Below are 25,866 nucleotides of genomic sequence, written 5' to 3'. Positions count from 1 at the left end.
ATCTTTCTGGCTATTCACATCGGGGGGCCGGGGCAGCACCCCCGCCCTCCGCCCGCGTGTTCAGCCCTCTATTTCCGCTGTCTCCAGCACCGCATGGAGCAGCACATCCGCCCCCGCCTTGGCCCAATCCTTGGTGATCTCCTCTGCCTCGTTATGGCTCAGACCATCGACACAGGGGCACATCACCATCGCCGTCGGCGCCACGCGATTGATCCAGCAGGCGTCATGCCCCGCGCCCGAAATCAGGTTCATATGGCTGTAGCCCAGCCGTTCGGCGGCGTTGCGCACAGCCGTCACGCAACCCTCGTCAAAGGCCACGGGATCAAAGCCGCCGACCTTTTCAAATTCGATCTGCACATCCATATCGTCGGCGATCTTTTGACCCTCTTCGCGCAGACGGACCTCCATATCCTCGATGACCGACAGTTCGGGCGACCGGAAATCGACGGTAAAGACCGTCTTGCCGGGGATCACGTTGCGCGAATTGGGATAGACCTCGATATGGCCCGCCGCGCCGACCGCATGGGGCGCGTGGCTGAGCGCGATCTCGTTCACCTTCTCCAACACCCGCGCCATGCCCAGCCCCGCATCGCGGCGCATCGGCATGGGGGTGGAGCCGGTGTGGCTGTCCTTGCCGGTGATCGTCACCTGCGTCCAGCTAAGGCCCTGCCCGTGGGTCACGACGCCGATGTCCTTGCCCTCGGCCTCGAGGATCGGGCCCTGTTCGATGTGCAACTCGAAGAAGGCATGCATCTTGCGCGCGCCGACTTCCTCCTCGCCGCGCCAGCCGATGCGCTGCAACTCGTTGCCAAAGCTCTTGCCCTCAGCATCGGTGCGCGCATAAGCCCAGTCTTGCGTGTGGATGCCAGCAAAAACCCCCGACGACAGCATCGCGGGGGCGTAACGGGTGCCTTCTTCGTTGGTGAAGTTGGTCACAACGATCGGGTGTTTGGTCTTGATGCCCAGATCGTTCATCGTGCGGATGATTTCCAACCCGCCGAGCACGCCAAGGATGCCATCGTATTTCCCGCCCGTCGGCTGGGTGTCGAGGTGGCTGCCCACATAGACCGGCAGCGCATCGGGGTCAGTGCCCTCCCGCTGGGCGAACATATTGCCCATCTGGTCGAGCCCCATGGTGCAGCCCGCCGCTTCGCACCATTTCTGGAACAGGGCGCGGCCTTCCGCGTCTTCGTCCGTCAGCGTCTGGCGGTTGTTGCCCCCCGCCACGCCGGGGCCGATCTTGGCCATTTCCATCAAGGAATCCCACAGACGGTCGGGATCAATCTTGAGGTTCTCTCCGGGCGCGGGCATAGGTCACTCCTCTGTCATCGGCTGGGGCCGTGTTGTTTTTTTACCATTTGGTAAATCCACGATTGCGATTAGGTTAGGCTCTGTCAAGAACTGGTTTGAAACAACCCGCCGCCGATCCGGCAAACGCCTTTTTTAGCAGCACCAAGGATCATTGCCTTGCCCGAAAGCACCGCCAAGAAACCCAGCCGCATCCAACGACGCAACCGCCGGGTGATTCTGGATGCCGCGCTCGAAGTCTTTTCCAAACACGGCTACCGGGGTGCCACGCTGGATCAGATCGCCGCCGAGGCTGGGCTGAGCAAACCGAATATTCTCTATTACTTCAATGGCAAAGAAGACATTCACGTCACTTTGCTGTCGCAGCTGATGGAAACATGGCTCGACCCGCTGGTGGAACTGGACCCCGAAGGCGACCCCCGGCGCGAGATTTTGGACTATGTCGAACGCAAGCTGACCATGTCGCGCGAATTGCCGCGCGAGAGCCGCCTTTTCGCCAATGAAATCCTGCAAGGTGCCCCGCGGATCGAGCCGGAATTGCACAGCCATCTCAAACCCCTGTTCGACGAGAAATGCGCCGTGATTGCGGGCTGGGTTGCGTCGGGCAAGCTGCCCGCGCTGGACCCGCAGCATCTAATCTTCTCGATCTGGGCGACGACCCAGCACTACGCGGATTTCGAGGCGCAGGCGCAAATCTTGCTCGGCCCCGAGACCGATCCCCGCCCCCGCGCGCAGGCACATCTTCAGGCGATGTTCGGCGCGCTTTTGGACCAGCCCGCGCCAGCGCCAAACGGTTAACCATAGCGGCCAGTGGCGCCCTGCGTTTAATCCCCCGTTAACACATGCCCCCCAGTCTGTCTGGCGGGTGTGGGCTCCTTCCAAGATAAAGGGGCAGTGATGAATGTAGGCGATATAAAGGGCGCAGGGGCTGCGCGGGATGCGAAGGGCGCAAATCCGGCAGCGTCCGATGAACCAGCGGGCGCACCGCCCGTCACCCGCGAAGAGATGGCCCGGGATGCGGCAATGGCGCTGATCGTGGCGCGGCGGGAGATGGCAGAGATACCGCCCCCCGCTGCCGATACCGCCACCCCGTCGCGCAGAAAGTCCTGAACGCGGGGCGCGGTGGCACTTGTCTTACTCCGCCGGTTCGACCGCGTGGACGGAGGGGTTATTGGGGTGCGTCGTCCAGTTGGCATAGTCCGGCGTCACCGTCTTGCCCGTGCGCAGGTCGGTGGCACCCGCCGCCAGTTCCTCCATCGAGATGCAGTCTTCGACCGGGCAGACATTGACGCAGAGGTTGCAGGCGACGCATTCCTCTTCGATCACGGTAAAGGTGCGGTCTTCGGACATGGCGATGGCTTGGTGGCTGGTGTCCTCGCAAGCCGCAAAGCAACGCCCACAGGAGATGCACAGGTCTTGGTCGATCTTCGCCTTGGCGACGTAGTTCAGGTTCAACTGGTTCCAGTCGGTCACGTTCGGCACCGCGCGGCCCACCAGTTGGTCGACCGAGGTCAGCCCCTTGTCGTCCATATATTCCGACAGGCCCGAGATCATCTCTTGCACAACCTTGAAGCCATAGGTCATCGCCGCCGTACAGACCTGCACATTGCCCGCGCCAAGGGCGAGGAACTCCGCCGCGTCGCGCCATGTGGTGACGCCGCCGATGCCGCTGATTGGCAGACCGTGGGTCTCGGGGTTGCGGGCGATCTCGGCCACCATGTTGAGCGCGATGGGCTTGACCGCCGGGCCGCAATAGCCGCCGTGGGTGCCCTTGCCGTCGATCGTGGGCTCAGGCGCGAAGAGGTCCAGATCGACCGAGGTGATCGAATTGATCGTGTTGATCAGGCTCACCGCATCCGCACCACCGCGCTTGGCGGCCTCGGCAGGGTAGATCACGTTGGTGATGTTCGGCGTCAGCTTCACGATCACCGGCATGCGGGTGTACATCTTGCACCAGCGGGTGACCATTTCGATATATTCCGGCACCTGCCCCACGGCAGAACCCATGCCGCGCTCGGCCATGCCATGCGGGCAGCCGAAGTTCAGCTCGATCCCGTCGGCGCCGGTCTCCTCCACATGCGGCAGAATGGCTTTCCACGCCTCCTCCTCACAAGGGACCATGATCGAGGCGATGAGCGCGCGGTCGGGGTAGTCGCGTTTCACCGCCTTCATCTCGCGCAGGTTCACTTCCAGCGGGCGGTCGGTGATCAACTCAATGTTGTTGAGGCCCAGCAGCCGCCGATCCGCGCCCCAGATCGCGCCGTAGCGTGGGCCATTGACGTTGACCACCGGCGGCCCTTCGGAGCCAAGGGTCTTCCAGACCACCCCGCCCCAGCCCGCCTCATAGGCGCGGCGCACGTTGTATTCCTTGTCCGTCGGCGGGGCGGAGGCCAGCCAGAACGGGTTGGGGGATTTGATCCCGATGAAATCGCTTCTCAGATCAGCCATGTTATGTCTCCCTCTCGGCGCGGCCTCAGCCCGCCGCCCCCATCAATGTGGTGTGAATGTCCATCGCCGCATCACGGCCCTCGGCCACGGCGGTCACCGTCAGGTCATCGCCGCCGCTGGCGCAGTCGCCCCCGGCCCAAACCCCGTCGAGGCTGGTGCGCCCGGTGCCATCGACCTTGATCTTGCGCCCGTCGAGGTCAGGCAGCCCCTCGCCCAACAGCGTCTGACCGATGGCCTTGAACACCTGATCCGCTTGCAGGCGCAGGGTTTGGCCGGTGCCCTTCATCGCCTCATCGACATATTCAAACTCGATCTCGCGCACCGACCCGTTGCCATGGACGGCAATCGGCACCGCATGGGTCACGATCCGCACGCCTTTGGAGGCAGCGAGGTCTTGCTCGAACACGCTCGCGTTCATCCGGTCGCGCCCGCGGCGATAGACCAGCGTCACATTCAACGCACCCAGCAGCTTCGCCTGCACCGCGGCGTCCACCGCCGTCATCCCGCCACCGATCACCACCACATCACGGCCAATCGGCACGCCGGAAAGATCGCCCGACTGACGCAGTTCCGAGATGAAATCGACCGCATTGGCGACCCCGGCCTTATCCTCGCCCTCGGCCCCGAGAGCATTGACGCCCACCAGTCCCATGCCGAGGAACACCGCATCGTAATCGGCCTTCAGCTCTTCGAGCGTGACATCCCGCCCCACGGCAACCTCGTGCCGGAAGGTGATCCCGCCGATCTGCATCAGCCAATCCACCTCGGCCTGCGCGAAGCCGTTCGGGGTCTTGTATGCCGCGATGCCATATTCGTTCAGTCCGCCGGGCTTGGGCCGCGCGTCGATGATCTCAACATCATGGCCCAGCATCGCCAGACGGTGCGCGCAGGACAGACCCGCAGGCCCCGCGCCCACCACTGCGATGCGCTTGCCCGTGGCTGCGGCCCGCTCGAAGGGATGCACGCCCTGCGCCATCAAATGATCCGTCGCATAGCGCTGCAACTGGCCGATCAACACCGGCTTGCCCTCGGCCACCTCGCGCACGCAGACTTCTTCGCAGAGCGTTTCGGTCGGGCAAACCCGCGCGCACATGCCGCCTAGGATGTTCTGGCTGAGGATCGTCTTGGCCGCCGCATCGGGCGTGCCGGTGGCGATCTGCCGGATGAACAGCGGAATGTCGATATCCGTCGGGCAGGCCGTCATGCAGGGCGCGTCGTGGCAGAAGTAACAGCGGTCCGCCGCAACCAGCGCCTCATGTTCGTCCAAGGGCGGATGAAGATCCGAAAACCCCTCCACGTAGTTCTGCGGTTCTAACCGCCCCGGAACGATCCCCGGCTCAAACACATCTCGTGCCATATCAAAATCCCTGTCGTTTTCTTGGTGTTTTGAAAACGCTCTCACGGAATCATTTTTTTATCAACTGGTAAATTTTTGAAGAGCGCGCCTTCCGGAGAATCCCGAAATGCCTGCCAGTTTTGTAACAGGCAGGTTATATTTCATGGGCGCTTCCTTGCTTGCGGCCCCTCGCCCCGTAAAAATCCTTGATTTTAAAAATAGAGATTCCAATATCACAACTGCGACGCGAAGACTTTTCGACCCGGCTGCCCTAAGGCTCCAGCGATCACGAATTCGACCGAGCCGCGCTGCCGCATGTTGCGGGCAGATCAAAGAGAGGGAGACACGGGGCATGGCTACTGGCACCGTAAAATGGTTCAACACGACAAAAGGCTACGGCTTCATCGCACCGGATGCGGGCGGCAAAGACATCTTTGTCCATATTTCCGCAGTGGAGCGTGCAGGCCTGACCGGGCTGGCCGACAACCAAAAGGTCACTTTTGACGTCGAAGCGGGCCGCGATGGCCGCGAAAGCGCGAGCAACATCGCGCTGGCCTGAACGGGCCATATCACGAGGATCGAAACGGACGCTGCGGCGTCCGTTTTTGTTAGCGGCGCTCGGCGGCGCGGGCGGCAAGCTCTGCCACCGCAGGGCCGATGTCTTCCACGATCAGCGCCACCCCTTCGGCATTCGGGTGGATGCCGTCGCCTTGGAAATAGCGCTGCACCGTCTCGCTCCGCGCGCTGGCGGCATTCTTTTCCTCGGCCAGCAGGCCGGTAAAGAAGTCCGGGTAGAAGAGCGTGTCATAAGCCTCGGCCAGATCGGGGTAGAGCGCTTCGAAATCCGCCTTATACCCCGCCCCGTAGTTGCCCGGCGCGCTCATGCCGACCAAGAGCACCTCCACCTCCGCCTTTTCCGCAGCGGCAAGGATGCCGTCGATGTTGCCGCGCGCCTGCGCCGGGTCCAGCCCGCGCAGCAGGTCGTTGCCCCCCAGCGTCACGATCATCGCGTCCACTTCGGGCGTCAGCGTCCAGTCGACCCGCGCCAGCCCACCTGCCGTTGTATCGCCCGACACGCCCGCGTTGAGGATCTTGGCCTCGACCCCCTCGGCATCCAGCCAGTCTTGCAATTGCGGCACGAACCCTTCCTCGGCGGGCAGCCCGTAGCCTTGGGTCAGGCTGTCGCCGAGGGCTGCGATCACCACCTCCTCGGCCTGCGCCGCGCTGCCTAAAATAAAGGCAAAACAGATCAATACCTTGCGCATCCTTCGCGGACCTCCATATCCATCACGTATCCCAAGCCAAAGGCGACCCGATGAGCGACCCTGTCTATGACCTTCAAGATGTCACGCTGAGCCTCGAGGGCAATGCCGGCCCCGTCGATATTCTGCGCGGCATTTCGTTGCAGGTCCAGCAAGGGGAGAGCATCGCGCTGACCGGCGCCTCCGGGTCGGGGAAATCCTCGCTCCTGATGGTCATGGGCGGGCTGGAGCGCGCCACCGGCGGCACGGTGATGGCTCTTGGCCATGATCTCAGCGCGTTGCGCGAGGACGGATTGGCCCAGTTCCGGCAGGGGCGTATGGGGATCGTCTTCCAGTCCTTCCACCTCATCCCCACCATGACCGCGCTTGAGAATGTCGCCACCCCGCTGGAGCTTTCCGGCGCCGATGACGCCTTTGACCGCGCCCGGGCCGAGCTTGAGGCCGTGGGGCTGGGCCACCGGATCAACCAGTACCCCGCGCAGATGTCGGGCGGCGAGCAACAGCGCGTGGCACTCGCGCGCGCCGCAGCACCCCGCCACGCGATCCTTTTGGCGGATGAGCCGACAGGCAGTCTCGACAGCCGCAATGGGGCCGCGATCATGGACCTGCTGTTTGAACTGCGCGACCGCCATGGCGCGACGCTGGTGTTGGTCACCCACGCCGATGATCTGGCGCAGCGCTGCGACCGGGTGGTGGAACTTCGCGACGGGCGCCTCGCATGAGCCTGCGCCTTGCCGCCCGTTTCGCCCGTCGGGAAATGCGCGGCGGCCTGCGCGGCTTTCGCCTGCTGCTGGCCTGTCTTGCGCTTGGCGTGGCCGCGCTGGCCGCTGTCGGGACTGTCCGCGCGGCGATCGAAGCCGGGTTGGAGGCCGAGGGCGCGGCCCTTCTTGGCGGCGATGCCGAGCTGGATTTCACCTACCGTTTCGCCACCCCCGAAGAGCGCGACTGGATGGCCGAACGCGCCATGCGCGTCTCCGAGATCGTCGAGTTCCGCTCCATGGCCGTCACCGGCGCGGGCGAGACCTCCGAACGCGCGCTCACGCAGGTCAAGGCGGTCGACGACCTCTATCCGCTGATCGGCGAGATGGTCTTGGACCCCGCCCTGCCGTTGGAAGATGCCCTTTCGCCCGAGGCCACCGCCCTGCCCGGCGCGGTGATGGAGCGGGCGCTGGCGGATCGGCTGGCCCTCTCCCCCGGTGACACTTTCGCCCTTGGCGAGGCGGAGTTCACCCTGACCGCGCTGATCAAACGCGAACCGGATTCCGCCGCCAGCGGCTTTTCCCTTGGGCCCCGCACACTGGTCAAACGCGCGGCACTTGAAGGCTCCGGCCTGCTTGTCCCCGGCACGCTCTTCAACAGCAAATACCGTCTCGAATTGCCCCAAGGCACCGCCCTCGCCCCGCTCGAAGCAGAGGCCAAGGCGCGTTTTGCCGATGCCGGGATGCGCTGGACCGACGCGCGCAACGGCGCGCCGGGCGTGGCGCGTTTCGTCGAACGGCTAAGCGCCTTTCTGGTGCTCGTCGGGCTCTCGGGCCTTGCCGTCGGAGGGGTCGGCGTGGCGGCAGCGGTACGGGCCTATCTGCAACGCAAAACCGCCGTCATCGCCACCTTCCGCGCCATGGGGACATCCCGCGCAACGATCTTTCAGACCTATTTCATCCAAGTCGGCATTCTGGCCATGGTCGGGGTCGGCCTTGGCCTGCTGATCGGAGCGGGGCTGCCCTTGCTGCTCGCGCCGCTGATCGAGGCAAGCCTCCCCCTGCCCGCGCGTTTCACCATCTACCCCGCCCCACTGATTGAGGCCGCGCTCTACGGGCTGCTGACCGCTGCTCTCTTCACCCTCTGGCCGCTCGCGCGCAGCGCCGATGTCCGCGCCGCGACCCTGTTCCGCGACGATTGGCAACGGCAATCACCTTGGCCCGCCGCGCCCTACCTCGTCGCGATGGCGCTGCTGCTGGCCACTCTGCTTGCGCTGGCGGGTTGGTTCAACGGCTCGTGGTCGCTCACGCTTTGGACGTTGGGCGGATTGGCCGTGACGCTCGCCGTGCTCGCGCTGGCGGCGGCGCTCTTGCGTCTGCTGGCCCGTGCGACGGCCCGCCGGGCGCGGGGCCATCCGCGCCTGCGGTGGGCGCTGGCGGCCATCGGCGGCCCCAGCGAAGGGGCGTCGGCGGTGGTGCTGGCGCTTGGCCTTGGCCTCTCGGTACTGGCTGCCGTGGGGCAGATCGACGGCAACCTGCGCCGGGCAATCTCGGGCAACCTGCCCGACGTGGCGCCCTCCTACTTTTTCGTCGACATCCAGAAAGACCAGATGCCCGGCTATACCGCCCGGCTTGAGGGCGATCCAGCCGTGTCGCGCATCGAAAGCGCCCCGATGCTGCGCGGCGTGATCACCCAGATCAACGGACGCCCCGCGCGTGAGGTCGCGGGCGATCACTGGGTCGTGCGCGGCGACCGCGGGGTGACCTATGCCGCGCAGCCGGGCGAAGACACGCGGATCACGGCGGGGGAATGGTGGGCGCAGGATTACAGTGGCGATCCGCAGATCAGCTTTGCCGCCGAAGAGGCCGAAGAGATCGGGCTGGAGCTGGGCGACACGCTCAGCGTCAACATCCTTGGCCGCGACATCACCGGCACGATCACCAGCTTTCGCGAGGTCGATTTCTCGACCGCCGGGATCGGTTTCGTGCTGACCATGAACCCCGCAGCCCTCGCCGGTGCGCCGCATAGCTTCATCTCGACCGTTTATGCCGAACCCGAGGCCGAAGCGGCCATCCTGCGCGATCTGGCAAGCGAATACCCGAACATCACAGCCATCCGCGTGCGCGATGCGATCGACGGCGTCGCGGCGGTGCTGGGTGGGCTCGCCTCTGCCATTTCCTTTGGCGCCTTGGCCACGCTGGCGACGGGGTTCATGGTGCTGATCGGGGCCGCCGCCGCAGGCACCGGCGCGCGCAGCTATGAGGCGGCGCTGCTGAAAACCATGGGCGCCTCGCGCCGCGCCATCGCCACCAGCTTTGTGCTGCGCGCCGCGCTGCTCGGTCTCTTTGCCGGGGCGGTGGCGCTGCTGGCCGGAATCACCGGCGGTTGGGCCGTGAGCCATTTTGTTATGGAGACTGATTTCGCCGTGGTCTGGCCCAATGCGCTGCTGATCATCACGGGCGGCGTCTTGGCCACGGTGCTGGCCGGTCTGGGCTTTGCGCTGAAGGCGCTGAACGCCCGGCCCGCGGATATGCTAAGGGCGCAGGAATGATCCCGCGCCCTTAGATGGTTTCTGGGTCTGAGCCTTACTCCGCCGCTTCGGCGTAATCCTCCAGCGGCGGGCAGGTGCAGATCAGGTTCCGGTCGCCATGCACGTTGTCAACGCGGTTGACCGGGGGCCAGTACTTGTCGACGCGGAAGGCACCGGGCGGGAAGCAGCCCTGCTCGCGGCTGTAGGGCCGGTCGCCCCATTCCACCACCAGATCTTCCACCGTATGCGGCGCGTTCTTAAGCGGGTTGTTGGCGCGGTCCATGCGGCCTTCCTCAATCTCGCGGATTTCTTCGCGGATCGCCAGCATCGCATCGCAGAAACGGTCCAACTCGGCCTTGGTCTCGGACTCCGTCGGCTCCACCATCAGCGTGCCTGCCACCGGCCAAGACATCGTGGGCGCGTGGAAGCCGCAGTCGACCAGACGCTTGGCGACATCCTCGTTGGTGATCCCCGCCGTCTCCTCATAGGGGCGCACGTCGATGATGCATTCATGCGCCACCCGGCCAGAGGGGCCTTTGTAGAGCACGTCGTAAGCCCCTTCGAGCCGCTTGGCGATGTAGTTGGCGTTGAGGATCGCCGCCCGGGTCGCCTGCGTCAGACCGTCCCCGCCCATCATCAGGCAGTAGGACCATGAGATCGGCAGCAGGGAGGGAGAGCCGTAAGGTGCCGCGGAGACGGCGGCGCCTTCCTCGTTCGGGTGGCCCGGCAGATGCGCGATCAGGTGCGATTTGACGCCAATGGGGCCCATGCCGGGGCCGCCACCACCATGCGGGATGCAGAAGGTCTTGTGCAGGTTCAGGTGGCTCACGTCGCCACCCAGATCGCCGGGGCGCGACAGCCCCACCATAGCGTTCATATTGGCCCCGTCGATATAGACCTGCCCGCCGTGGTCATGGGTGATCTTGGTCACCTCGTGCACGGTCTCCTCGAAGACGCCGTGGGTCGAGGGATAGGTGATCATGCAGCCGGCGAGGTTCTCGCTGTGCTGCTCGGCCTTGGCGCGGAAATCGTCGAGGTCGATATCGCCGTTGGAGGCGGTCTTGATCACCACGACCTTCCAGCCCACCATCTGCGCCGAGGCAGGGTTGGTGCCATGAGCACTCATCGGGATCAGACAGATATTGCGATGCCCCTCGCCCTTGGCGCGGTGATAGGCGGCGATGGTCAGAAGCCCTGCATATTCGCCCTGCGCGCCGGAGTTCGGCTGCATGGAGATCGCGTCATAGCCGGTGATCTCGCACAGCTTGTCGGACAGATCGTCGATCATCTCCTGATAGCCGAGCGCCTGATCGGCAGGCACGAAGGGGTGGATAAGCGAGAACTCCCGCCATGTCACCGGCATCATCTCGGCCGCGGAGTTCAGCTTCATGGTGCAGGACCCGAGCGGGATCATCGCGCGGTCGAGCGCGAGGTCACGGTCCGCAAGACGGCGCATGTAGCGCATCATCTCGGTTTCGGCCCGGTTCATGTGGAAGATCGGATGGGTGAGGTAGTCGCTGGTGCGCACCATCGCATCCGGCAGACGGTACTCTGGCTCGAAGTTGTCGTCGGACTGACGGATGCCAAAGGCACGCCAGACGGCCTCGATCGTGTCGGGGCGGGTGCGCTCGTCGAGCGAGATGCCAACCCGGGTCTCGCCCACGCGGCGCAGGTTGATGCCTTCGTCCACCGCCGATTTCATCACCGCCGCCTGCAGGGGGCCGACGTCAACGGTGATGGTGTCGAAATAGGCCTTGGGGTCGACCTTGAAGCCAGCAGCTTCCAGCCCCTTGGCCAGACGCACGGTCTTGCGATGGATGCGCTGCGCGATGGCCTTCAGCCCCTCCGGCCCGTGGAACACGGCATACATCGAGGCCATGACTGCCAGGAGCGCCTGCGCGGTACAGACGTTCGAGGTCGCCTTCTCGCGGCGGATGTGCTGCTCGCGGGTTTGCAGCGACAGACGGTAGGCGCGGTTGCCATGGGTGTCGATGGAGACACCGACGATCCGCCCCGGCATGGCGCGTTTCATGGAATCCTTGCAGGCCATGTAGGCGGCATGCGGCCCGCCGTAGCCCTCGGGCACGCCGAAGCGCTGCGTGCTGCCCACGGCGATATCGGCGCCCATCGCACCCGGTTCCTTCAACAAGGTCAGCGCCAGCGGGTCGGCGGTGACGATGCCCACAGCCTTGGCCTCGTGCAGGGCGGTCATGTGTTCGGTGAAATCGCGCACATGGCCATAGGTGCCGGGGTACTGGAAGATCGCGCCGAAGACCTTGTCGGCCTCCATCTTGTCCGGGTCGCCGATAATGACCTCGATGCCCAGAGGCTCGGCGCGGGTCTTCATCACGGCGATGTTCTGGGGGTGGCAGTCGCGATCGATGAAGAACCCCTTGGCTTTCGACTTCGACACGCGCTGCGCCATCGTCATCGCCTCGGCGCAGGCCGTGGCCTCGTCCAACAGCGACGCATTGGCGATCTCAAGCCCGGTGAGGTCGCTCACCATGGTCTGGAAATTGAGAAGCGCTTCCAAACGGCCCTGGGAAATCTCGGGCTGGTAGGGCGTATAGGCCGTGTACCATGCCGGGTTCTCTAGGATGTTGCGCTGGATCGCCGGAGGCGTGACGGTGCCGTGATACCCCTGACCGATCAGGCTGGTCAGGACCTTGTTTTTGCCCGCCACGCGGCGCATGTGCTCAAGCACTTCACGCTCGCTCATCGCCTTGCCGAAATCCAGCGGCTCTTTCGCGCGGATTGCTTTCGGCAACGTGTCGTCGATCAGCGCATCAAGGCTCTCGGCGCCCACGGTGTCGAGCATCTGAGACATCTCGGAAGGGGACGGGCCAATGTGACGCCGATTGGCGAAATCATAGGGCAGATAATCGGTGGGCTTGAAGCTCATGTCGGGTTCCTCGTCACGGCGCGGCAGGGCGCCCCCTGTTTGTGGCGCGCCGCCCATGGGGCGACGCAGGTGATCAGCATCGCCGGTCCCCCGGCGCGCGCGGCGGTTTAGCCGATGAATTTCTGATAGGCGGCTTCGTCCATGAAGTCGTCCATCTGGCTGGCGTCAGAGACCTTCATCTTGAAGAACCACGCCTCGCCCTGCGGGTCGTCGTTGACCATGCTGGGGTTGTCGGTCAGCGCGCCGTTCACTTCCGTGATCTCGCCATCGATGGGCGCGAGGATGTCCGAGGCGGCCTTGACGGATTCGATCACGACGACCTCGTCGTCCTTGCTGACGGTGGTGCCTTCCTCGGGCAGTTCCACGAATACGACATCGCCCAGCTGCTCGGCGGCGTGATTGGTGATGCCCACGACCACTTCGTCACCCTCGACGCGCAGCCATTCATGCTCTTCGGTAAATTTCATAATGGAGTTCCCTGTGTAGATTCAGCGTTTGAAGTTCGCCGCGACGAACGGCATTTTCGTGACAGTCAGTGGCAAGCGCTTGCCGCGCACCTCGCCCCAGAGCGCGGTGTCGACCTTTGCATGCTCGGCGCTGACATATCCCATGGCAACCGGGCCGCCAACCGTCGGACCAAAGCCGCCCGAGGTCACGCGGCCGATCTCGTTGCCGCCCTCGGCGGCATCATAAATGGCGACCCCCTCGCGCATCGGCGCACGCCCCTCGGGCAGCAACCCCACGCGCTTGCGCGGCGCGCCGTCGGCCAATTGTTGCAAGATCACGCCCGCGCCCGGGAAGCCGCCCGCGCGGTCGCCATCCTCGCGCCGCACCTTCTGGATGGCCCAGTTCAGCGCCGCCTCGACCGGCGTGGTGGTGGTGTCGATGTCGTGACCATAAAGGCAAAGCCCGCCTTCCAGCCGCAGACTGTCCCGCGCCCCAAGGCCGATCGGTTCGACCTCCTCCATCGCCAAAAGCTTCTGCGCCAGCGCCACCGCGTCACCATTGGCGACGGAAATCTCGTAGCCATCCTCCCCGGTGTAGCCCGAGCGCGACAGGGTGACGGTGATCCCATCAAGATCGACGTCCCGCGCCACATCCATGAATTTCATATCCGCCACCGAGGGCTGCAACCGCGCCAGCGCTGCCTCGGCCTGCGGCCCCTGGAGCGCCAGCAGCGCGCGGTCCTCCAGCACCTCAATCTCGCAACTGTCCGACAGGGCCTCCCGCATCAAGGCGATGTCATCATCCTTGCAGCCGGCATTCACCACGACAAACAGATGATCGCCCAGATTGGCCAACATCAAATCGTCCAAAATGCCGCCATTGGGATCAGTAAACATGGCATAGCGCTGGCGCATCTCCCCAAGGCCCAGCACATCGACCGGCACGAGCCGCTCCATCGCCAAGGCCGCATCCTCATAACTGCCAGACTTCGCGCGAACGACGACCTGCCCCATGTGGCCCACATCGAACAACCCGGCAGCGGCGCGGGTGTGCAGATGTTCCTTCATCACGCCCAAGGGGTATTGCACGGGCATGGAATAGCCCGCAAAGGGCACCATTTTGGCCCCCAATTCCACATGCAAATCATGCAATGCCGTCTGCTTGAGATCGCTCATCCGGTTCGCCTTTCCTGTCGCTTCCGGATGACCTTTTGACCATGCCGGCACCTTGGCGCCGCAAATGCTGCGCCTGATGCCCCCTCTGTCCTTCCGCCTGAGATCGTTATCCCTTCGGCGTGCGCATCCGCGCCCCTCTCCAGAGTCTTGGTCACATCACGGTCCTGGGGCCTGAGAGTTTCCGGGGCGGTTGCTCCTTCGGCATCGGTGTTAACCGATTCTCCCGTGACGATTGGGCCTTTCGTATGCTGGGGCATACCTCTGCGTCAAGCATGCTTGTGAGCGGATGCGACACATGTTTTCCTACCGGCAACACGGCAGATGGAAAGCACCCCACATGACCCCCTATTTCTTTGGCTACGGCAGCCTCGTGAACCGCAACACCCATAGCTACCCCGACGCCCGCCCGGCGCAGCTCGACGGATGGCGCCGCCAATGGGTCCGCACCGAGGGGCGCGATATCGTCTACCTTTCCGTGGTGCAGCACCCCGAGACCCGGATCGACGGGCTGATCGCCGCCGTCCCGGGCGCGGATTGGGCCGCGCTGGACAAACGCGAATACAGCTACGAACGCCACGCCTCAGGCGGCGCGGTGGTGCATGACCTGACCCCCGCCCCCGACATCGCTCATTACGCCATCCCCGCCGACATCGCGGTGACCCACGGCGATCACGTCATCCTGCTCAGCTATCTCGATGTGGTGGTCCAAGGCTTCCTGCGCGAATTCGGCACCGAGGGCGCGGTGCGCTTTTTCGACACGACCGACGGCTGGGACACGCCCATCCTCGATGACCGCGCAGCCCCGCTCTACCCGCGCCACCAAACGCTGACAGAGGCGGAAACCGCCGTGGTCGACCACCACATGGAACGCCTATCAGTGCAGATCAAAGAACGCGCCGAAACAACCTTCGCCGCAAGGAACTTCTAAGGACCGAAAACACGCCCCCCAAAAACTTCCTTCATCCTTTCTCCAATACCCTCGGGGGTCCGGGGGCAGCGCCCCCGGGAGGTTTCCTCAAGCCCCCAAGCCCGCCAATCAGCCGTGCGCCTTCACCACCTGCAACAGCGGCATCACCTGCGCCATCTCCGGCCCATGCTCCTGCCCCGTCAGCGCCAGACGCAATGGCCGGAACAGCCCGCGCCCCTTGCGGCCCGTGGCTTCCTTGACCGCTGCGGTCCAGCTGGACCAAGTGGTCTCATCGAAAGGCATTTCGGGCAGCAGCAGCATGGCCTGCGCCACGAATTCGCGGTCTTCCTCGGCAATCACCGGATCCGCCCCGTCGCGGAACATGGCCCACCAGGGGCCGAGGTCTTTCAGGGTCGAGATATTCTCGCGCGTCACGGCCCAGAATTGCGCGGCCTTATCCTCAGGCACGCCAAGCGCTGTGATGTCGTCTTTCACGGCCTCCAGCGGTAATTGCTGCAAGTAGCGCCCAGTCAGCGGGAAGAGGTCGGCCACGTCGAATTTCGTCGGAGCCGAGCCGAAGCGGTTGATGTCGAAGCCGTCGATCAGCTCTGCCATATCTGTGCGCAGTTCCACCGGATCAGAGGACCCGAGCCGTGCCATCAGGCTCAGAAGCGCGAAGGGCTGCACCCCCTGCTCGCGCAGGTCGCGCAGGGCCAGCGTGCCGAGCCGTTTGCTCAACGCCTCGCCTTGCGGGCCGGTCAACAGGGAGTGGTGCGCGAAGGAGGGCACCGGCCCATTGCCAAGCGCCTGCATGATCTGGATTTGCGTGGCGGTGTTGGTCACATGGTCCGAGCCGCGGACCACATGGGTCACGCCCATCTCGGTGTCGTCCACGACGCTTGCCAAAGTATAAAGGATCTGCCCATCGCCGCGAATGAGCACCGGATCGCTGACCGAGGCCGCGTCGATGGAGATATCGCCGAGGATACCGTCGTCCCATTCAATGCGCTCGTGATCCAGCTTGAAGCGCCAGACACCGTCGCCACGTTCGGCACGCAGAGCCGCCTTCTCTTCGTCGGAGAGGTTCAGCGCGGCGCGGTCATAGACCGGCGGCTTGCCCATGTTGAGCTGTTTTTTGCGCTTGAGGTCCAGCTCCGTCGGCGTCTCGAACGCCTCATAGAAACGGCCCTTCTCGCGCAGGTCTTCAGCGGCGGCGTGGTAGCGGTCCAGCCGCTCGGACTGACGCTCGACCCGGTCCCACTCTAGACCCAGCCATTCGAGGTCTTGCTTGATGCCGTCGACATATTCTTCCTTGCTGCGCTCAGGATCGGTGTCGTCGATGCGCAGGATGAAAGTGCCGCCCGCCTTGCGCGCGATGAGGTAGTTCATCAGCGCGGTGCGCAGGTTGCCCACATGGATATAGCCAGTGGGGGACGGGGCGAAACGGGTGATTGTGGGGTTGGACATCTGGCGTACTCCTGTTGCGCGCGGGCTTGCCACAGGGCGCGGGCGTTGTCCAGCAAAGGCGGGGGTCAGCCCCCGTCTGCTGCGGTGCCGGTCTGCGCGGGCGTGGCCTCTGACGTATCCGCGCCGGTGCTGTCTTCGGACGTGGGTGTTTCGGTGGCCGCTTCTTCACCGCCAGCCTCTTCCGAAGCCGCGTCCGCCGCTTCCGAGGCTTCGGCCTCGCCAGCCTCATCACTCAGCGCGCCATTCTCCCATTCGCCCGAGGCTTCCTCGCCGCTGGCATAGCGCATGGTGCCGCTGCCCTGCCGCTTGCCCGCTTTGAAGGTGCCCTCATAAACATCGCCATTGGCATAGGTCGCAACACCCTGCCCTTCGATCTCGCCCTCGGTCCACTCGCCCTCATAGACAAAACCGCTGGCCATGGTGATCTTGCCCTGACCGTGGCGCTGGCCGTTCCTAAAGGCCCCCTCGTAAACGGTGCCATCGGGATAGGTCGCTTTGCCCTGCCCGTGGCGCTGGCCGTCCTGCCAGCCGCCCTCATAGCGGTAGCCATCGGCATAGGTCATCACGCCTTGGCCGTGGTTGCGGGCGTCCTTGAACGCGCCTTCATAGACCACGCCGTTGGTATAGGTGGCGATGCCCTCGCCCTCGATCACCCCGGCGACCCATTCGCCTTCATAGGTCGAGCCATCGGGATAGGTGATTTTGCCCGTGCCATCGGCCAGATCATTGCGGAAGGTGCCGACATAGACCGACCCGTCGGGATAGGTCACCTGCCCCTCGCCTTCGATCTGCCCGGCCACCCAAGAGCCGGTGTAGACATAGCCATCGGTGCCGGTGAAGGTGCCCTGCCCGTCGCGGCGGTCATCCTTGAAATCGCCCTCATAGGTGTCACCGTTTTCATAGGTGACCTTGCCCTTGCCCTCACGGCGGCCCGCGACCAGCGTGCCTTCGTAGACGTCGCCATTGGGTTGGGTCAGCGTGCCGGTGCCGTCGATCTGGCCGTCTTTCCACTTGCCCACATAGACCAACCCGTCGGGCATGGTCAGCATGCCTTCGCCGCTGCGTTTGCCGGCTTCGATCTCACCTTCATAGACCGCGCCATCGGGGTAGGTGATCGTGCCAACGCCCTGTTTGACGCCATCGACCCAATCGCCCTTGTATTCATAGCCACCGGGGCTTTGCATCACGCCCTTACCGTGGTGTTTGGCGTTGCGGAACGCGCCCTCATAGCGCACGCCATTGGCGTAGATCGCCACGCCCTGCCCCATGATCGCGCCTGCTTCCCATTCGCCCTCATAGGTGCCGCCATCGGCAAAGGTGATCTTGCCCAGACCGTCAGGCTTGCCCTTGGCGAAATTGCCCTCATAGACCGATCCGTTGGGGAAACGCGCGACGCCTTCGCCCTTGATCTCCCCCTCGACCCATTCGCCGGAGTATTCATAGCCATTGGGCAGCTTATAGGTGCCGGTGCCATGCTGAAGACCGCCTTGAAAGGTGCCCTCATAGATGCCGCCGTCGTCATATTCCTTGGTCAGCACCTGCCCGTCCTGCGCCGCAAGCGGCGTGGCCAGAAGGGCGATCAGACAGAGGGGCAGGCTGCGATGCAACATGGGCGGAAATTCCCGATCTCGTTAAGTGGCATTTGGCCCGAGGTTACGGGTGATAGAGGGCAGAGGCAACGTGTTTGCAAGAGGGGCACGCCGGTTTGGGCGGTTCCCGCGCACCCGGTGCTGCGGGTCAGCTCTGCGCACGGGGGTTTCGCCCCCGGTCCGATCTGCTAGACCCACCCGATGCCAGCCAGCCCGGGGCCTTGCCATGTCAGACCGTTTCCGCCTCACCCTCGGGCAGTTGAACCCCACCGCCGGTGATCTGCCCGGAAACGCGGCATTGGCCCGCGACGCATGGCAGGCTGGGCGCAACGCAGGCGCGCAGATGGTCGCCCTGCCCGAACTCTTCCTGACCGGACATGACGCGCAAGGACTGTCGCAAAATCCTTCCTTTCAGCGCGATGTCTTGGCCCAACTTGAAGCGCTGGCCGCGCATTGTGCTGATGGCCCCGCCTTGGCACTTGGCGCGCCGTGGGTCGCGGCGGGCAAGCTCCACAACGCTTACCTTATCCTGCAAGGTGGAAAGATCGCGCAAAGGGTGCTGCAACACGCGCCCTGCCCGCGCGCGGCCTTCGATCCCGGCCCGATCAGCGGCCCCTATGCGGTGGCGGGGCTGCGCATCGGCTCTCCCATCGGCGCGGATGGTGAGACGGGCGACGTGGCCGAAACGCAGGCCGAGACGGGGGCCGAACTGCTGCTGATCCCCCATGCCGCGCCCCATTTGCGTGGCGCGATGGAGCGGCGCCTCAACCACATAGTCGCGCGGGTGATCGAGACGGAATTGCCGGTGATCCACCTCAACATGACCGGCGGCGAGGGTGAGACCGTTTTCGACGGCGCCACATTCGCGCTGAACCCCGGCGGCAAGCTGGCATTGCAGATGCCCGCCTTCGACACAGCGTTTGCCCATGTCGATCTGGAGCGCGGGCCGGAGGGCTGGCGGATCGTGGAAAGCGCCTTCGCGCCGCAGCCGGAGGCGCTGGAACGGGACTACCGCGCCTTGGTCGTGGGGCTGCGGGACTATGTTGCGAAAACCGGCGCTTCCAAGGTGCTGATCGAACAGGCCGAGGGGAACGACACCGCGCTCGCGGCGGCGATTGCGCGGGATGCCTTGGGGGCCGAGAATGTCCGCCAGATTGACGTGCCGCTGTCGGACAATCTGCACGCCGCACTGCGGGATGAACTGGCCGCGCTCGGGGCAGAAGTCAGCACCGAGACGCTCACCCCTCCCCTGCGCGGCCTGATGCTGCACGCCTTGGCCGAAGACGCGGGGGAGATGCTGCTGACGGCACAGAACAAATCCGCCGCCGCCATGGGGACTGTGGCCCTGCCGGGGGATTTCAACCCGGTCAAAGACCTTTACCAAACCGAGGTGCAAGCGCTATGCGACTGGCGCAGCAATACGGTGCGGGCATGGATGCAGGGGCCGGCGCCCAGCCCGGCCTCCTCCCCCGACACGGAAAAGGCCCGTGCAGAGGACGCGATCCTGCGCATCCTGCTGGAGGACGGCGGCAACGTTGATGACTGCGTGGCGGCGGGCCACGCGCCGCAGAGCGCGCAGAGGCTTGCAGGGCGGATCGCGGCGGCGAAGGCGCGCAAGGGGCCAGCCGTTCCCGGCCCGCGTTTGAAAGCAGCGACGGCCTAGACCGTCTCGCCCGCGTCCAACCGCTGCAACCATTTATCCGCATCGCGCAGAACCGCCTCGCGCCGGTCGGCGTCCATACGGTCCCAAGTGGCATAGATGTTCTTCATCCGCATATTGCCCTGAAACCGCTCGCGGTGGCGGTCAAGGAAATGCCAGTAGAGCAGATTGAAGGGGCAGGCCTTCGGCCCCGCCTTGGTGCTGACGCTATAGCTGCACCCTTTGCAGTAATCCGACATGCGGTTGATATAGGCCCCGGAGGAGACATAGGGCTTTGAGGCGATCACCCCGCCATCGGCGAATTGGCTCATGCCCACCGTGTTGGGCGCTTCGACCCATTCATAGGCGTCGGCGTAGACCTCCAGATACCACTCATGCACCTGATGCGGATCGATCCCGGCCAGCAGGGCGAAATTGCCCGTCACCATCAATCGTTGGATATGGTGGGCATAGGCGTGTTTCTGGGTCTGGCCAATCGCCTGCCGGAGGCAATTCATCTGCGTGTTGGCCCCCCAGTAGAAGCCGGGCAGATCCCGGTCATGGCGCAGCACGTTGCGCGCCACATAGTCCGGCCCTTCGAGGAAATAGATGCCGCGCACATATTCGCGCCAACCGAGGATCTGGCGGATGAACCCTTCGGCGGCGTTGATCGGCACGTCTCTCGCCTGCCAGGCTTCCTCGGCGGCGCGGCAGACCTCCAACGGGTCCAGCAGCCCGAGGTTCAGATAAGGTGAGATCAGCGCATGAAAGAGATAGGGCTGCCCCCCTAGCATCGCGTCCTGATAGTCGCCGAAACGCGGCAGGGCGTGGGCGATGAAATGCGCCAGCACCTGCAAGGCTTCCGCGCGCGTCGTGGCAAAGTCAAAGGGGTGCAGATCGCCGAAGTTGTCGCCATAGCGCGCCGCCACCAGCCCGAGCACCGCCTGCACCTCGGCATCTGGGGCGAAGGTCAGCGGGTCAGGTATATCCAGCCCTTCTTTCGGAGGTTTGCGGTTGTCGTGGTCGAAATTCCACTTGCCGCCTGCGGGGTCGTCGCCCTCCATCAACAACCCCGTCTCGCGGCGCATCTCGCGATAGAAATACTCCATCCTGAGCGCCTTGCGCCCCTCGGCCCAATCCTCAAACCGTTTGCGGCTGGCGATGAAACGGTCGTCCGGCAAAAGCCGGGTGGGGATCGGCGCGTGGGTCAGCGCGTTGATCAGCCGCCACTCCCCCGGCTCGGTCACAATCACCTCACCCGCGCCCGTTTCCTCGGCACGGCGGAGCAATTCGCCCACGATTGAGCCCGCATTCTCGGGATCGTCCAAGGGAGTGTAGCGCAGCGTCCAGCCGTCTTTCTCCAACGCACGCGCGAACTTGCGCATCGCGGCAAAGACCAGCGCGATCTTCTTGGGGTGGTGGCGGACATATTCCGCCTCTTGCGCCACTTCGGCCATGACCACCACATCGCGCGCCTTATCCGCTTCGCGCAGGGACGACAGGTTTAGCGAGAGTTGATCGCCTAAGACCAAGATCAAACGGCTCACCACGGCACCGCCTTTCCGGCCCAGTCAAAGAACCCGCCGCTCTCCTCCGGGGTCAGCCCGTCGATCACCCGCAACAGATTGCCCGCCGCCTCTTCCGGTGGGACGGCGGGATGGCGGCCAAGGTATTTCTCGGTAAAGAGCGTCTCGACCGTGCCGGGGTGCAGCGCGACGCAGATGCTCTGCGGATGGGAGCGCGTCAGCTCGATCGCGGCGGTATGCACGATCTGGTTCACCGCCGCCTTGGCGCTGCGATAGCTGATCCACCCGCCCAGACGGTTGTCCCCGATGGAGCCGACCCGCGCCGAAAGCACGGCGAAAACCGCCCGCCTGTCGCGGGGCAAAAGCCTTGCTGCGTGGCGCAGCACCAGCGCCGGGCCGACCGCGTTCAGCGCGAATTGATCCAGCATCGCCTTTTGCGTGACGGCACGCAGCGATTTCTCTGGCGTGGCCCCGTCGATCTCCAACGCGCCGGTGGCGACGATCACCGCGTCGAAAGGGCCACTCAGCCCCTCCAGCGCGGCATTGACCGATGCCTCATCCGTCAGGTCCAGCCCATCGCCCGTGCGGGACAGGGCCGTCAACGTATCGCCGCGCGCACGCAACGCCGCACTTAGCGCCGCGCCGATCCCGCCGCTGGCCCCAATTACCAGCACCCGTGCGCTCATGACGCCGCCCATGGTATCGCTTGTCGCTGCATCCTGATCTCCCTTGCTTATAGGCAGATAGGCGGCGCTGACGCAGGGGCAAACAAAAGCCGCAACACCCCCTTTTCATTTGAAAAGACGGGCGTATAACTACTCCCATGACACAGGCCGTCCATATCCCGACCCTGCCGCGCAACTGCGCGGGCCTGCTGCGCGCCAACTTGCTGCACCTAATCCGCCTCTGAGCGTGCCCTTCGGCGCGCCCGCTCAGAGGGATGTGTCGCGCGCCAAGGATACCAGCAAAGAAAGAACCCAGGATGACAGATATGACGAAACAGGACCGTGTGCTGATCTTTGACACCACATTGCGGGATGGCGAACAATCCCCCGGGGCGACGATGACCCATGCCGAGAAGCTTGAGATCGCCTCGCTCTTGGACGAGATGGGCGTCGACATCATCGAGGCCGGCTTTCCCATCGCCTCAGAGGGCGACTTCAAGGCGGTGTCCGAGATCGCGCGGCAGAGCCAGAATTCCGTGATCTGCGGCCTTGCCCGGGCGCAACTGGGCGATATCGACCGTTGCTGGGAAGCGGTGAAACACGCAGCCCAGCCGCGCATTCACACGTTCATCGGCACCTCGCGCCTGCACCGCGCCATTCCGAACCTCACCAAGGACGAAATGGCCGACCGCATCCATGAGACGGTGAGCCATGCGCGCAACCTCTGCGACAACGTGCAATGGTCGCCGATGGATGCCACGCGGACCGAGCTTGACTACCTCTACCGGGTGGTGGAGATCGCCATCAAGGCGGGTGCCACGACGATCAACATTCCCGACACCGTGGGCTACACCGCCCCGCGCGAGAGCGCCGATCTGATCGCGAAGCTTCTGGAAAACGTGCCAGGTGCGGACGAGATCGTCTTTGCCACCCATTGCCACAATGATCTGGGCATGGCGACGGCCAACAGCCTCGCTGCCGTCGAGGCTGGCGCGCGGCAGATCGAATGCACCATCAACGGTCTGGGCGAACGGGCGGGCAATACCGCGCTGGAAGAGGTCGTCATGGCGCTGAAGGTGCGCAACGACATCATGCCTTATGAGACCCGCATCGACAGCCGCAAGATCATGAACATCTCGCGCCGTGTCGCCGCCGTGTCGGGCTTTGCCGTGCAATTCAACAAGGCCATCGTCGGCAAGAACGCCTTCGCGCACGAAAGCGGCATCCATCAGGACGGCATGCTGAAGAACGCCGAGACCTTCGAGATCATGCGCCCCGAGGACGTGGGCCTGACCGAGACCAACATCGTCATGGGCAAACACTCGGGCCGCGCCGCGCTGCGCTCCAAGCTCGAAGACCTCGGGTTTGAACTGGGCGACAACCAGCTCAAGGACGTTTTCGTGCGGTTCAAGGAACTGGCCGACCGCAAGAAGGAAATCTACGAGGATGACCTCATTGCGCTGATGCGCACCGCGACGGACCCCGAGGAAGACCGCATTCGCCTGAAATCGCTCAAGGTCGTTTGCGGCACCGATGGCCCGCAGACCGCCGACATGGTGCTTGAGATCGACGGTGCGGAGCAGACCACGAACCAGACCGGTGACGGCCCCGTCGATGCGGCGTTCAACTGCATCAAGGCGCTGGTGCCGCATTCTGCGCGGTTGCAGCTTTATCAGGTGCATGCGGTAACCGAAGGCACCGACGCGCAGGCGACGGTTTCCGTGCGGATGGAGGAAGAGGGCCGGATCGTGACCGGCCAGTCGGCGGATACCGATACCGTGGTGGCGAGTGTCCGGGCCTATATCCACGCGCTGAACCGCCTGTTGGTGCGGCGCGAGAAGGGCGGCACGGACAAGCGCGAGATTAATTATAAAGATGTGAGTTGATCGGAGGGCGGGGGTAACCCCGCCCTATTTATTTGCAGTGAGGGCCATCGCCTGCCCGCGGGTTGGCGATCCAACGCCACCTCGGTGCCACTTTATGGCTCAACCATGATGTGCGCTCGCGAGGTTACGCCCAGCCTCACCAAATCGCCTACCCGTCCGGGCGGGCAGGCGATGCCCGGCGCCTGCGGCTTGATTCCGGGCCCGGTGGCAACTTCAATACGGATTCTTCGCCCCACGATCGTCACTCAGCGACGCCTGCCCCCGCTCTACGATCTTCACCACTGCATCCGCGAGATGCTGGCGCTGGATATGATCATCCCCCGCCGCCACGCGCAGCTTGTGGGCCTCCAGCATCACCTCGGCATGGCTCGACCCGCGCGGTGGGATGAAAGTGTAGCAAGCCAGTTCGATCAATAGCCCCAGCGGATCCTTGAAATAGATCGAATGCATGAAGCCGCGGTCCTTCACGCCGGAATGCCCGATGCCCCGCGCCTCCAACCGCGCGGGCACCTGATCGAACATCGCGCGGTCCACCTCGAAGGCCAGATGATGCACGCAGCCCGGGTCCATCGGCGTGCGGTTGTGCACCCGCTTGCGGTTCTCATTGGTGAAGATCGTAATCAGCCGACCATCGCCGGGATCGAAATACAAATGCCCCTCGTCCGGGTCATCCAGATTGGGCTGGTCAAAAATGAAAGGCATCCCCAACACCCCCTCCCAAAAGTCGATCGAGCTTTGCCGGTCCGCCCCGGTGAGGGTGATGTGATGCACCCCAAGTGTCTGTATCTTCTGCATGGTATCGCCGTCCTCCGCCTGTGCTGCGCCCTAAATATTCCGCTCTATGATAGCGCGGCGGCAATATCGCGCCACCTTTGCGGTCTTGCCCCTTTCACCCTGACCCCGTGCGCCCTATAAGAGCCAATAGCCCGCGCGTGGACCCATGCAGGCGGGCCTGTCCGAATAGTTGCAAGGCTCCGCTACTCTATGTCCATCCTCGATCAATTCCGCGGCCTGTTCTCCTCTGATATGGCGATCGACCTCGGCACCGCGAACACGCTGGTTTACGTCAAGGGCAAGGGCATCGTGCTGAGCGAACCTTCGGTTGTGGCCTATCACGTCAAGGACGGTGTCAAGAAAGTGCTCGCCGTGGGTGAGGATGCGAAACTCATGCTGGGCCGCACCCCGGGCAGCATCGAGGCGATCCGCCCGATGCGCGAAGGGGTCATCGCGGATTTCGACACCGCCGAGGAGATGATCAAGCACTTCATCCGCAAGGTACACAAGCGCTCGACCTTCTCGAAGCCCAAGATCATCGTCTGCGTGCCGCATGGCGCCACCCCGGTGGAGAAACGCGCGATCCGCCAGTCGGTGCTGTCGGCAGGCGCGCGCCGCGCCGGACTCATTGCCGAGCCCATCGCCGCGGCCATCGGCGCGGGGATGCCGATCACCGACCCCACAGGCAACATGGTCGTCGACATCGGCGGCGGCACGACCGAAGTCGCGGTGCTCTCGCTGGGCGACATCGTTTATGCCCGCTCGGTCCGTGTCGGCGGTGACCGGATGGACGAGGGCATCATCAGCTACCTGCGCCGCCAGCAAAACCTGCTGATCGGGGAGACCACGGCCGAGCGGGTCAAGACCTCCATCGGCACGGCGCGGATGCCCGACGACGGGCGCGGCACCTCGATGCAGATCCGCGGCCGCGACCTGTTGAACGGTGTTCCGAAAGAGATCGAAGTCACGCAAGCCCAGATCGCCGAAGCGCTGGCCGAACCGGTGCAGCAGATCTGCGAGGCGGTGATGACCGCGCTGGAGACCACGCCGCCCGATCTGGCCGCCGACATCGTTGACCGCGGCGTCATGCTCACGGGCGGCGGCGCGCTTCTGGGCGACCTCGATCTGGCGCTGCGCGAGCAGACAGGCCTTGCGATCTCGGTCGCGGATGAGCCGCTCAACTGCGTGGCCCTCGGCACCGGCAAGGCGCTGGAATACGAGAAACAGCTGCGCCACGCGATCGACTACGACAGTTAACACTGGCAAGTTAGCCAGACCCGGCACGCGGCGAAGACGCCCCGCCTGA

General features: G+C 64.4%; 21 protein-coding genes and 1 riboswitch. Of the genes, 9 read left to right on the top strand and 12 right to left on the bottom strand.

The genetic code is table 11. The features are described from left to right. Positions 1–60: 60 nt before the first annotated feature. Entirely contained in the window at positions 61–1,311 is a 1,251-nt protein-coding gene (locus ACGYK9_RS04490) for a Zn-dependent hydrolase (RefSeq protein WP_394412528.1), read from the bottom strand. 156 nt (positions 1,312–1,467) lie between these two features. Here ACGYK9_RS04490 and ACGYK9_RS04485 point away from each other — a divergent pair, with 156 nt between their 5' ends. Beyond that, positions 1,468–2,106: a TetR family transcriptional regulator C-terminal domain-containing protein gene (locus ACGYK9_RS04485; protein WP_394412531.1), complete on the top strand. Its 639-nt coding sequence runs from the start codon at positions 1,468–1,470 to the stop codon at positions 2,104–2,106. A 99-nt stretch (positions 2,107–2,205) separates the two neighbouring features. Further along, a complete protein-coding gene (locus tag ACGYK9_RS04480; RefSeq protein WP_394412534.1) occupies positions 2,206–2,418 on the top strand; it encodes a hypothetical protein in 213 nt (70 codons plus the stop codon). Between the two features lie 24 nt (positions 2,419–2,442). On the opposite strand, the gene preA is transcribed toward ACGYK9_RS04480, so the two are convergent. Together preA and ACGYK9_RS04470 are read right to left on the bottom strand one after the other, a co-directional pair. Then, positions 2,443–3,756 carry an NAD-dependent dihydropyrimidine dehydrogenase subunit PreA gene (gene preA / locus ACGYK9_RS04475; protein WP_394412537.1) on the bottom strand — a complete coding sequence of 438 codons (1,314 nt, stop codon included), beginning with the start codon at positions 3,754–3,756 and terminating at the stop codon, positions 2,443–2,445. 25 nt (positions 3,757–3,781) lie between these two features. Continuing rightward, positions 3,782–5,113 carry an NAD(P)-dependent oxidoreductase gene (locus ACGYK9_RS04470; protein WP_394412539.1) on the bottom strand — a complete coding sequence of 444 codons (1,332 nt, stop codon included), beginning with the start codon at positions 5,111–5,113 and terminating at the stop codon, positions 3,782–3,784. Positions 5,114–5,444: 331 nt separating this feature from the next. Between ACGYK9_RS04470 and ACGYK9_RS04465 the strand changes: the two genes are divergently transcribed. Beyond that, positions 5,445–5,651 (top strand): cold-shock protein, encoded by a 207-nt coding sequence (locus ACGYK9_RS04465; RefSeq protein WP_209217039.1) that lies wholly within the window; start codon positions 5,445–5,447, stop codon positions 5,649–5,651. A gap of 49 nt (positions 5,652–5,700) precedes the next feature. Here the strand turns inward: ACGYK9_RS04465 and ACGYK9_RS04460 are convergent, their stop codons facing one another. Then, on the bottom strand, positions 5,701–6,357 hold the full coding sequence (locus tag ACGYK9_RS04460) for an arylesterase (RefSeq protein ID WP_394412542.1): 657 nt from the start codon (positions 6,355–6,357) through the stop codon (positions 5,701–5,703). A gap of 50 nt (positions 6,358–6,407) precedes the next feature. On the opposite strand from ACGYK9_RS04460, the gene ACGYK9_RS04455 reads away from it, so the two are divergent. Further along, the gene (locus ACGYK9_RS04455) at positions 6,408–7,076 is read left to right on the top strand and encodes an ABC transporter ATP-binding protein (RefSeq protein ID WP_394412545.1); all 669 of its coding nucleotides are present in this window, start codon (positions 6,408–6,410) and stop codon (positions 7,074–7,076) included. Beyond that, positions 7,073–9,604, top strand: a complete 2,532-nt coding sequence (locus ACGYK9_RS04450) for an ABC transporter permease (protein WP_394412548.1) — start codon at positions 7,073–7,075, stop codon at positions 9,602–9,604. Before ACGYK9_RS04455 ends, ACGYK9_RS04450 begins: the two co-directional genes overlap by 4 nt. A 34-nt stretch (positions 9,605–9,638) precedes the next feature. On the opposite strand, the gene gcvP is transcribed toward ACGYK9_RS04450, so the two are convergent. The 3 genes from gcvP to gcvT form a co-directional block, all read right to left on the bottom strand. Continuing rightward, positions 9,639–12,485 carry an aminomethyl-transferring glycine dehydrogenase gene (gene gcvP / locus ACGYK9_RS04445; protein WP_394412551.1) on the bottom strand — a complete coding sequence of 949 codons (2,847 nt, stop codon included), beginning with the start codon at positions 12,483–12,485 and terminating at the stop codon, positions 9,639–9,641. Between the two features lie 107 nt (positions 12,486–12,592). Then, the gene (gene gcvH / locus ACGYK9_RS04440) at positions 12,593–12,952 is read right to left on the bottom strand and encodes a glycine cleavage system protein GcvH (RefSeq protein WP_067265267.1); all 360 of its coding nucleotides are present in this window, start codon (positions 12,950–12,952) and stop codon (positions 12,593–12,595) included. A 21-nt stretch (positions 12,953–12,973) separates the two neighbouring features. Further along, the gene (gcvT, locus tag ACGYK9_RS04435; protein WP_394412554.1) at positions 12,974–14,107 is read right to left on the bottom strand and encodes a glycine cleavage system aminomethyltransferase GcvT; all 1,134 of its coding nucleotides are present in this window, start codon (positions 14,105–14,107) and stop codon (positions 12,974–12,976) included. A gap of 149 nt (positions 14,108–14,256) precedes the next feature. Continuing rightward, positions 14,257–14,343, bottom strand: a riboswitch (glycine riboswitch). A gap of 101 nt (positions 14,344–14,444) precedes the next feature. Between gcvT and ACGYK9_RS04430 the strand changes: the two genes are divergently transcribed. Then, the gene (locus ACGYK9_RS04430) at positions 14,445–15,035 is read left to right on the top strand and encodes a gamma-glutamylcyclotransferase family protein (protein WP_394412557.1); all 591 of its coding nucleotides are present in this window, start codon (positions 14,445–14,447) and stop codon (positions 15,033–15,035) included. A gap of 108 nt (positions 15,036–15,143) precedes the next feature. On the opposite strand, the gene gltX is transcribed toward ACGYK9_RS04430, so the two are convergent. Both gltX and ACGYK9_RS04420 read right to left on the bottom strand, forming a co-directional pair. After that, positions 15,144–16,481: a glutamate--tRNA ligase gene (gltX, locus tag ACGYK9_RS04425; protein WP_394412560.1), complete on the bottom strand. Its 1,338-nt coding sequence runs from the start codon at positions 16,479–16,481 to the stop codon at positions 15,144–15,146. Positions 16,482–16,546: 65 nt separating this feature from the next. After that, the gene (locus tag ACGYK9_RS04420) at positions 16,547–18,091 is read right to left on the bottom strand and encodes an MORN repeat-containing protein (protein WP_394412563.1); all 1,545 of its coding nucleotides are present in this window, start codon (positions 18,089–18,091) and stop codon (positions 16,547–16,549) included. 205 nt (positions 18,092–18,296) lie between these two features. On the opposite strand from ACGYK9_RS04420, the gene ACGYK9_RS04415 reads away from it, so the two are divergent. After that, complete coding sequence (locus tag ACGYK9_RS04415) at positions 18,297–19,733, top strand: nitrilase-related carbon-nitrogen hydrolase (protein ID WP_394412566.1); 1,437 nt, start codon at positions 18,297–18,299, stop codon at positions 19,731–19,733. Here the strand turns inward: ACGYK9_RS04415 and ACGYK9_RS04410 are convergent. Both ACGYK9_RS04410 and ACGYK9_RS04405 read right to left on the bottom strand, forming a co-directional pair. Continuing rightward, positions 19,730–21,259, bottom strand: coding sequence for a cryptochrome/photolyase family protein (locus ACGYK9_RS04410; protein WP_394412569.1), 1,530 nt, complete (start codon positions 21,257–21,259; stop codon positions 19,730–19,732). The two genes, ACGYK9_RS04415 and ACGYK9_RS04410, sit on opposite strands and share 4 nt — an antisense overlap. Continuing rightward, positions 21,253–21,921, bottom strand: a complete 669-nt coding sequence (locus ACGYK9_RS04405) for an SDR family NAD(P)-dependent oxidoreductase (RefSeq protein WP_394412572.1) — start codon at positions 21,919–21,921, stop codon at positions 21,253–21,255. The genes ACGYK9_RS04410 and ACGYK9_RS04405 overlap by 7 nt, the downstream gene beginning before the upstream one ends. Before the next feature lie 296 nt (positions 21,922–22,217). Here ACGYK9_RS04405 and ACGYK9_RS04400 point away from each other — a divergent pair, with 296 nt between their 5' ends. Then, on the top strand, positions 22,218–23,786 hold the full coding sequence (locus ACGYK9_RS04400; RefSeq protein ID WP_394412575.1) for a 2-isopropylmalate synthase: 1,569 nt from the start codon (positions 22,218–22,220) through the stop codon (positions 23,784–23,786). Positions 23,787–23,999: 213 nt separating this feature from the next. On the opposite strand, the gene ACGYK9_RS04395 is transcribed toward ACGYK9_RS04400, so the two are convergent. After that, positions 24,000–24,581 (bottom strand): VOC family protein, encoded by a 582-nt coding sequence (locus ACGYK9_RS04395; RefSeq protein ID WP_067265286.1) that lies wholly within the window; start codon positions 24,579–24,581, stop codon positions 24,000–24,002. A 189-nt stretch (positions 24,582–24,770) separates the two neighbouring features. On the opposite strand from ACGYK9_RS04395, the gene ACGYK9_RS04390 reads away from it, so the two are divergent. Further along, entirely contained in the window at positions 24,771–25,817 is a 1,047-nt protein-coding gene (locus ACGYK9_RS04390) for a rod shape-determining protein (RefSeq protein ID WP_040700660.1), read from the top strand. Positions 25,818–25,866 lie beyond the last annotated feature (49 nt).

This window comes from Sulfitobacter sp. 1A15258 (genome assembly GCF_043557045.1).
GTDB classification, from domain to species: Bacteria; Pseudomonadota; Alphaproteobacteria; order Rhodobacterales; family Rhodobacteraceae; genus Sulfitobacter; species Sulfitobacter faviae.
Note: the sequence above shows the minus strand (reverse complement) of the source record. Positions and strands in the feature narration are given on the sequence as shown.